We start from the raw sequence: 6428 nt of genomic DNA on the forward strand, positions 1-6428 counted from the left end.
CGCTTCTTGTACTTGTTGCGCGCGACTTTTTACCCGGACAAGCTTTTCTGAACGGAACCCCCTAAGCCGAGTTTTCAAGGTGCTGTCCGCCCACTTGGTTTTCGAGACGGTCTTTTTAAGACTAACGTAAAGCCAACCTAGAACGGCGGGGTTTCCCACCCAAAATTTTCGATGATGTCGAGAGAGTCGATTAACTAGCGCTAACTTCAGCAGGATAAACGCTAACTTGACGGCGACTTTTATCCTTGTATTCAAATTTGACCACACCATCAATTAAAGCGAATAAAGTATCATCGCCACCACGACCAACATTTTTACCCGGGTGAACTTTAGTACCCCGTTGACGGATGAGAATATTTCCCGCTTTTACCACTTGACCACCGTAGCGCTTAACGCCTAGGCGTTGGGAACGAGAATCGCGTCCGTTGCGGGTACTACCCGTACCTTTCTTATGAGCCATAATTTCTCTCCAAATGCTTTTTTGATTCTAAAAGTTATTCTTCTTCATCGCTACTATCTTCTACAACTTCAGCGACAGAGGTAGCAGCAGTGGCGACTAGGGTTTTACCGTTATAATTGATTGAATCAATCATAAAACGGGTAATTTCTTGACGATGACCGCGTTTTTTACGGGTTTTCTTTTTCGGGCGCATTTTATAAACAATAACTTTTTTGCCCCGACGATGTTGCATGACAGTCCCTTCGACGGTGGCCCCTTCGATAAAGGGTTGACCGATGCTAATATCATCCTCATCATGGATTAATAGCACTTTGTCGATGGTATGGGTACTTTGTTCATCGACGGGAAGAAGTTCGATATCGTAATAGCGACCGGGTTCTACCCGAATCTGTTTGCCACCGGTCTCAATAATTGCGTAACTCATGAATTTTCTGCGCTCGTTTTGCCGTACAGGTAGCTGAAAAAAATTCCAGCTTTTGTGCTAATGTCCTCACCTGATCCGAGCAGGAATTGACACGATTTACTATTATCTAATATTCGGGCGGCAATTGTCAAGCTTTTTACCCACCGATTGGCTATATACTGAAAATAATCTTACGAAAAGCTCAATTAAACCGTTATGGAACAGTGGGAAAGCAGAGGACACCTTTTAACCGAACAAATTAACCCAAATAGCCTAAATTTAGACCAATTAAACCCGCTCGAATTGGTGGATCTCTTCAATCGCGAGGATGCCCAAACCCTAAAAGCGATCGCCATGGCCCGGCAAGAATTGTCCCTGGCGATCTCCCTGACCAGTCAAGCTCTGGCTAAAGGTGGCAGACTCTTTTACATTGGGGCGGGAACCAGTGGCCGGCTGGGGGTTTTGGACGCGGCCGAATGTCCCCCCACCTTCTGCACTCCCCCGGAATTGGTACAGGGAATTATCGCCGGTGGAGCGGCGGCGCTGGTGCGTAGTTCCGAAGATTTGGAGGATAAAGCGGAAGATGGGGCGGCGATTATTGCCCAGCGAGAAATTCACGAATTAGACGTGGTAGTGGGGATTACCGCCGGGGGGACAACCCCCTACGTTCATGGGGCTTTACGGGCGGCAAAACAGCGAGGTGCGACGACGATTGCTATTAGTTGTGTCCCCGCCGAACAAGTGGAGATCGCGGTGGATGTGGATATCCGGTTATTGACTGGACCGGAACTTTTGGCCGGCTCCACACGGCTGAAAGCGGGAACGGTGACGAAAATGGCTTTAAATATCCTCTCCACAGGGACAATGGTAATGTTAGGCAAGGTTTACGGCAACCAGATGGTCGATGTGGCAGTTACTAATCATAAACTCCATGACCGCGCCCTGCGGATTATCTGCAACCTTACCGATGTTAGTCGCCAGGAAGCGGCTATTTTACTGGAAAAAAGTGGCCGCCGGGTTAAACTGGCTTTGTTAATGCAGAAAACGGGACTTTCGGCGGCCGCAGGACAAGAATTGTTACAAAAGCATCGGGGTCAATTACGGGCTGCCCTGCAAGCTTATAATCAAATTGATTGATAAAAACCTATTGATTTTGACTTTCCTATGGTTAATATTTCTTCGGAAATTGCTGCGATCGCTGTTATTTTCCTCGTCGCTGGTGCTATCTTGACTTGGAGTTTTTATCGGGCTAAACCCTACGGCCAACTGGGAATTTTAGCTTGGTTACAATCCTTGGTACTCATAGCTCCTTGGTTAATTTTTTTCGGGCTATTTGCGGCAGGAATTTATCTCAATCTAGCGGTAATTCTCTTTTTACTGGTTGCTTCCACCATTATCTATATTTATTTGGGCAACCGTTTACGCTTACTGAAAACCAATCAGATAATTGAACCGAAAGTTAACCCGGCAGTTAGCCAGTCCGTTACTCCTCTCGAAACCACGGCAGCGGTGACAGTAATTGTACCGGATGTGATTCCAATTACCGAAGAGGATTTAAAAGTTATTCAGAGTATTTTTGGGATAGATACTTTTTTTGCCACCGAGACTATCTCTTTTCAGGAAGGGGCAATTTTTAAAGGCAATTTACGGGGAGAACCAGATATCGTTCACTCTCGCTTAACCCAGAAATTAAGTGTTCATTTTGGCGATAAATATCGTTTATTTCTGGTGGAAGGAACCGAGGAAAAACCTGTGGTAATTATCCTTCCCAAAACTAACGATCCTAGTCCTGCCACTCTTGCTCAAAAAAATCTCTCTTTAGTTTTGTTAGTAGCCACTCTTGTCACCAGCTTAGAAGCGGCGGGAATTTTATTGGGTTTTGATTTGTTTAGTAATTGGCAGAGATATCGAGAAGCAATTCCCCTGAGTTTGGGTTTATGGTCGGTATTAATTGCCCACGAAATCGGTCATCTAATTATCGCTAAACGCCATAATGTTCGTCTCAGTTTACCCTATTTTCTTCCCACTTGGCAGATTGGTTCTTTTGGGGCAATTACTCGTTTTGAATCTTTATTACCTAACCGCAGTGTTCTATTTGATATAGCTTTCGCTGGTCCTGCTTTGGGAGGTTTGGTTTCTTTAATCTTATTAATTGTTGGACTAACTTTATCTAATTCTGCCAGCCTTTTTCAAATCCCTAGTACCTTTTTCCAAAGTTCAATTTTAGTGAGTTTTTTAGCGCGGATAGTTTTGGGCGACGAGTTACAAAATGCCGTTATCTCCGTGCATCCTTTAACTGTTATCGGTTGGTTAGGATTGGTGATTACCGCCCTTAATTTACTGCCCGCAGGACAGTTAGATGGTGGCAGAATTGTTCAAGCTATTTATGGTCGCAAAATTGCCCGCCGTACCACTGTCGCCACTTTGGTCATTTTAGGCATTATTTCCTTAGTTAATCCCAGTAATCCGATTCCTCTCTATTGGACAATTTTAGTCGCTTTTTTACAAAGAGAGTTGGAAAGACCTAGTTTAAATGAGTTAACCGAACCCGATGACACCCGCGCCGGTTGGGGTTTATTACTACTCTTTTTAATGTTAGCGACTCTGATTCCTTTAAGCCCCAGTTTAGCAGGACGGTTAGGCATCGGTGGCTAAATACTTCCCCGAAATTCTTGCCATTGATTGCTGTCAAAAAAAGCTTGACAAAAACTCAAGTCTTGACTTATAATTTTCTTATAATGGGAATCCATGTCCGCCTATAGACTCCTGATTTTTCGGTAAGATATAGCCTCCAGCATTTAGCCCTGAAGATTTGACTTTTGGAGTGGCTCAAAATGTCTAACGAAACTGTCACTTATTCCCTAGAAGCTGTCCTGACAAGGATTGAGGGGAAAATCGACTCTCTGGAAAAACGCCTTGACGAGAAAATCGACTCTCTGGAAAAACGTATTGATGAGAAAATCGACTCTCTGGAAAAACGTATTGATGAGAGATTTGACAAGATAGAAGACCGGTTAACTAAAGTAGAAATAGGACAGGCCGAACTCAAGGGAGATATTAAGACTTTAGACGAAAAAATCAATGGATTAACGGCAAGAGTTGCCTATCAGGAATTCACCAATCGAGGGATTCTGATAGCATTGGTAGTCGCTATTTTAGGAGGTGCCGCTAAACTTTTTGGTTTTTTCCCTAATCCTTAGAAGTTGCCGGTAGCCGTACCTAGTAGATAGGCTCTTCCCAAAAATTTTTCGCTCATCACCCCGATCAACCGTTAGAATAGATTCAGAATTTAAGGATAAAATCTCAACTATGAATCCCGTTGTTTTGGTGCATGGTTTTCTGGACACTACTGCTGTTTTTAAACCGATGAGCAAGTATTTAAACTATCATGGTTGGCAGGTGCATAGTTTTAACCTAATTCCCAATCATGGTTACGAAAAGTTAGAAGTTTTAGCGGGTCAGGTAGATAATTATATCGAGAAAAACTTTGCTAAAGAGCAGAAAGTAGATCTGATTGGGTTTAGTATGGGAGGATTAATTACCCGCTACTACCTGCAAAGATTGGGAGGAGTGGAAAGAGTGCAACGTTACCTAAATATTTCTGCTCCGAATCGAGGCACTTTAACCGCGTATAGTTTACCCTTAGATGGGATTAGACAAATGCAGCCGGGGAGTCAATTTCTAGAGGATTTAAATCAAGATTGTCAACAAATTTTAAATAAAATTAAAACCACAATTATCTGGACTCCCTACGATTTAATGATATTTCCCGCCCATAGTTCTCGTTTATCGGTGGGCAAAGAAATTTCCATTCCGGTATTGCTTCATGCTTGGATGGTCAAAGATAGCAAAGTTTTAACAACAATTAAAGAGACCTTATTAGAATAGAAATACTGGTTGTCTCCAAAACTGGAACAGGGTCAAGATATCACCAACAAAAAAGTTAATTATCATCAAAAAAGCTTGACTTATGGTTATAATTATGCTAATTCAAAAATGAAACGCATCAGCGGCGGACTTCGGGATTTGTATCATTAGGAGATTATTAAACCTCTCGGTTTACTCACTTAAACTGGCAGTTTCTAGCCATTTTTTACCCATTTCAATGGGAATACCGAGGGGAGGACAGAGAATTTTAATTAATTCAATTCCTCCCGTGATTAAAATGCTTCTTAAGCGAGAATTTTTCTTGATTTCTGCGTCAACTTTTGCGACAAAAGTTTGTTTTTCAACTTCGGTATTAGTGGGATAAGTTTGGGCAAGTTGGCTGATAAGTTGTTGGATTTCTTGAGCGGCTTCGGCTAAATTTTGGGGTGTGGCGTAATTATGTTGAACTGCTTTTTGATCTCCTTGCACCGTATCGGCAAAGTTAGCAATATTTGCTCCACGAAGGTCATATTTAGAAGTTTCTGACATAGGATTAGAAGATTGAAGATTACTGATGACAATTATAGCATCCATAATGGCAAAACTGACATTAAGATCGGCTTCAATTTCTAGGGCTTGGCATAGAGTGGGAATGGCTTTTTCGGTGGCAAGTTTAGCTAAGGATTGAGCGGCTTTAATCCGAATAATTGAATTTTTGTCTGTGAATAGTCTTTTGGCAAGGGTTCTGATAATTAAATCGAGGGATTCTGTACTCAATTTCATATCAGTTTACTGCATAACGAGAGCCAATCTTACCGAGGGCATCAACAGCACTGAAACGCACGCTATCATCTTCATCGGAACATACATTTACTAGATAAGGAATAACATCTTCTAGTCCAATTTCACCTAAAGCAATTGTGGCTGTGACACGAACTTTTACTTCCTTATCTTGTAGGGATTGAATGAGATAGGATATTGCTTTTTCACTACCAATTTTTCCGAGAGATTCTGCCGTGATTATCCGAATATCGGGATTAGCATCAGATAAGCAGAAAGCTAGGCAAGGAATGGCGGATTCATTGCCAATTTCTCCTAAAGCTCGAATCAGATTCAGGCGAACATTAAGATCATTTTCTTGCATTAAATGAGATACTAAGGTATCGGCAAGGCTGCTATTGCCAATTTTTCCCAAAACTTCGGCGGCTTTAGCGCGGATCTGGGGGAGAGAATCGTTGAGTTTATTCAATAAAGTATTGATGGCGATTTGGGTGTTATTAAGTTGCTGAACCATGTTATTTTTTCTCTGGGTTATTGTTGTTAGGTTACTGGGGATAATTCTGTTGGCTTCCTTGCACATTATGAGCTAAATTGCCAATGGTAGCTCCTCTTAAATCATAGGTAATAGATGATAGGGATGCGTTTTTTTCAGAAGAAGTAGGAATATTTTGACTATCCTCTGCAAGTTTAGTTTCTACTGCTTGAATCATAGCTGCAAATTCCGATTGGCGGTGTAAGTCGATATTGAGAGTATTCATATCTTTAAGAATGTTGGTTAGATTATCAATCTTGCCCCTGATTTGGCTCTTCTGGTTTTCGTGTGTTAATTTTTGTTATGAATTAAAGCAAGCAAACAGCTTAAGTCGAAGATGTTCAAAATTGGTAAATCCATAACTTATTCTTTTAATAAGCTTTATT

At 41.8% G+C, this 6428-nt stretch carries 8 protein-coding genes and 1 pseudogene; 4 read left to right on the top strand and 5 right to left on the bottom strand.

Annotation, left to right across the window (positions count from 1 at the left end):
* Positions 1-190: 190 nt before the first annotated feature.
* Together rpmA and rplU are read right to left on the bottom strand one after the other, a co-directional pair.
* Positions 191-460 (bottom strand): 50S ribosomal protein L27, encoded by a 270-nt coding sequence (rpmA, locus tag EWV84_RS11030; RefSeq protein ID WP_002744094.1) that lies wholly within the window; start codon positions 458-460, stop codon positions 191-193.
* 34 nt (positions 461-494) lie between these two features.
* The gene (rplU, locus tag EWV84_RS11035) at positions 495-884 is read right to left on the bottom strand and encodes a 50S ribosomal protein L21 (protein WP_149989476.1); all 390 of its coding nucleotides are present in this window, start codon (positions 882-884) and stop codon (positions 495-497) included.
* 195 nt (positions 885-1079) lie between these two features.
* On the opposite strand from rplU, the gene murQ reads away from it, so the two are divergent.
* The 4 genes from murQ (at position 1080) to EWV84_RS11055 (ending at position 4751) form a co-directional block, all read left to right on the top strand.
* Positions 1080-2000: an N-acetylmuramic acid 6-phosphate etherase gene (murQ, locus tag EWV84_RS11040; RefSeq protein ID WP_287078042.1), complete on the top strand. Its 921-nt coding sequence runs from the start codon at positions 1080-1082 to the stop codon at positions 1998-2000.
* Between the two features lie 27 nt (positions 2001-2027).
* Positions 2028-3518 (top strand): site-2 protease family protein, encoded by a 1491-nt coding sequence (locus EWV84_RS11045; RefSeq protein WP_287078043.1) that lies wholly within the window; start codon positions 2028-2030, stop codon positions 3516-3518.
* Positions 3519-3697: 179 nt separating this feature from the next.
* Positions 3698-4063: a DUF4164 domain-containing protein gene (locus EWV84_RS11050; RefSeq protein WP_286826923.1), complete on the top strand. Its 366-nt coding sequence runs from the start codon at positions 3698-3700 to the stop codon at positions 4061-4063.
* 109 nt (positions 4064-4172) lie between these two features.
* Positions 4173-4751, top strand: a complete 579-nt coding sequence (locus tag EWV84_RS11055; protein WP_286826924.1) for an esterase/lipase family protein — start codon at positions 4173-4175, stop codon at positions 4749-4751.
* A 171-nt stretch (positions 4752-4922) separates the two neighbouring features.
* Here the strand turns inward: EWV84_RS11055 and EWV84_RS11060 are convergent, their stop codons facing one another.
* The 3 genes and pseudogenes from EWV84_RS11060 to EWV84_RS11070 form a co-directional block, all read right to left on the bottom strand.
* Positions 4923-5513: a HEAT repeat domain-containing protein gene (locus EWV84_RS11060; protein WP_287078044.1), complete on the bottom strand. Its 591-nt coding sequence runs from the start codon at positions 5511-5513 to the stop codon at positions 4923-4925.
* A gap of 1 nt (position 5514) precedes the next feature.
* On the bottom strand, positions 5515-6024 hold the full coding sequence (locus EWV84_RS11065; RefSeq protein ID WP_287078045.1) for a HEAT repeat domain-containing protein: 510 nt from the start codon (positions 6022-6024) through the stop codon (positions 5515-5517).
* 31 nt (positions 6025-6055) lie between these two features.
* Positions 6056-6310 (bottom strand): annotated as a pseudogene (locus tag EWV84_RS11070) (hypothetical protein); the annotation flags it as partial.
* Positions 6311-6428 lie beyond the last annotated feature (118 nt).

Source organism: Microcystis sp. M_QC_C_20170808_M3Col, from assembly GCF_007095505.1.
GTDB lineage: Bacteria > Cyanobacteriota > Cyanobacteriia > Cyanobacteriales > Microcystaceae > Microcystis.

Bases quoted from the DNA above. Each gene is read 5' to 3' on its own strand.
- rpmA (WP_002744094.1), bottom strand. From the start codon at position 460: ATGGCTCATAAGAAAGGTACGGGTAGTACCCGCAACGGACGCGATTCT.
- EWV84_RS11055 (WP_286826924.1), top strand. From the start codon at position 4,173: ATGAATCCCGTTGTTTTGGTGCATGGTTTTCTGGACACTACTGCTGTT.
- EWV84_RS11045 (WP_287078043.1), top strand. From the start codon at position 2,028: ATGGTTAATATTTCTTCGGAAATTGCTGCGATCGCTGTTATTTTCCTC.
- EWV84_RS11060 (WP_287078044.1), bottom strand. From the start codon at position 5,513: ATGAAATTGAGTACAGAATCCCTCGATTTAATTATCAGAACCCTTGCC.
- murQ (WP_287078042.1), top strand. From the start codon at position 1,080: ATGGAACAGTGGGAAAGCAGAGGACACCTTTTAACCGAACAAATTAAC.
- EWV84_RS11050 (WP_286826923.1), top strand. From the start codon at position 3,698: ATGTCTAACGAAACTGTCACTTATTCCCTAGAAGCTGTCCTGACAAGG.
- EWV84_RS11065 (WP_287078045.1), bottom strand. From the start codon at position 6,024: ATGGTTCAGCAACTTAATAACACCCAAATCGCCATCAATACTTTATTG.
- rplU (WP_149989476.1), bottom strand. From the start codon at position 884: ATGAGTTACGCAATTATTGAGACCGGTGGCAAACAGATTCGGGTAGAA.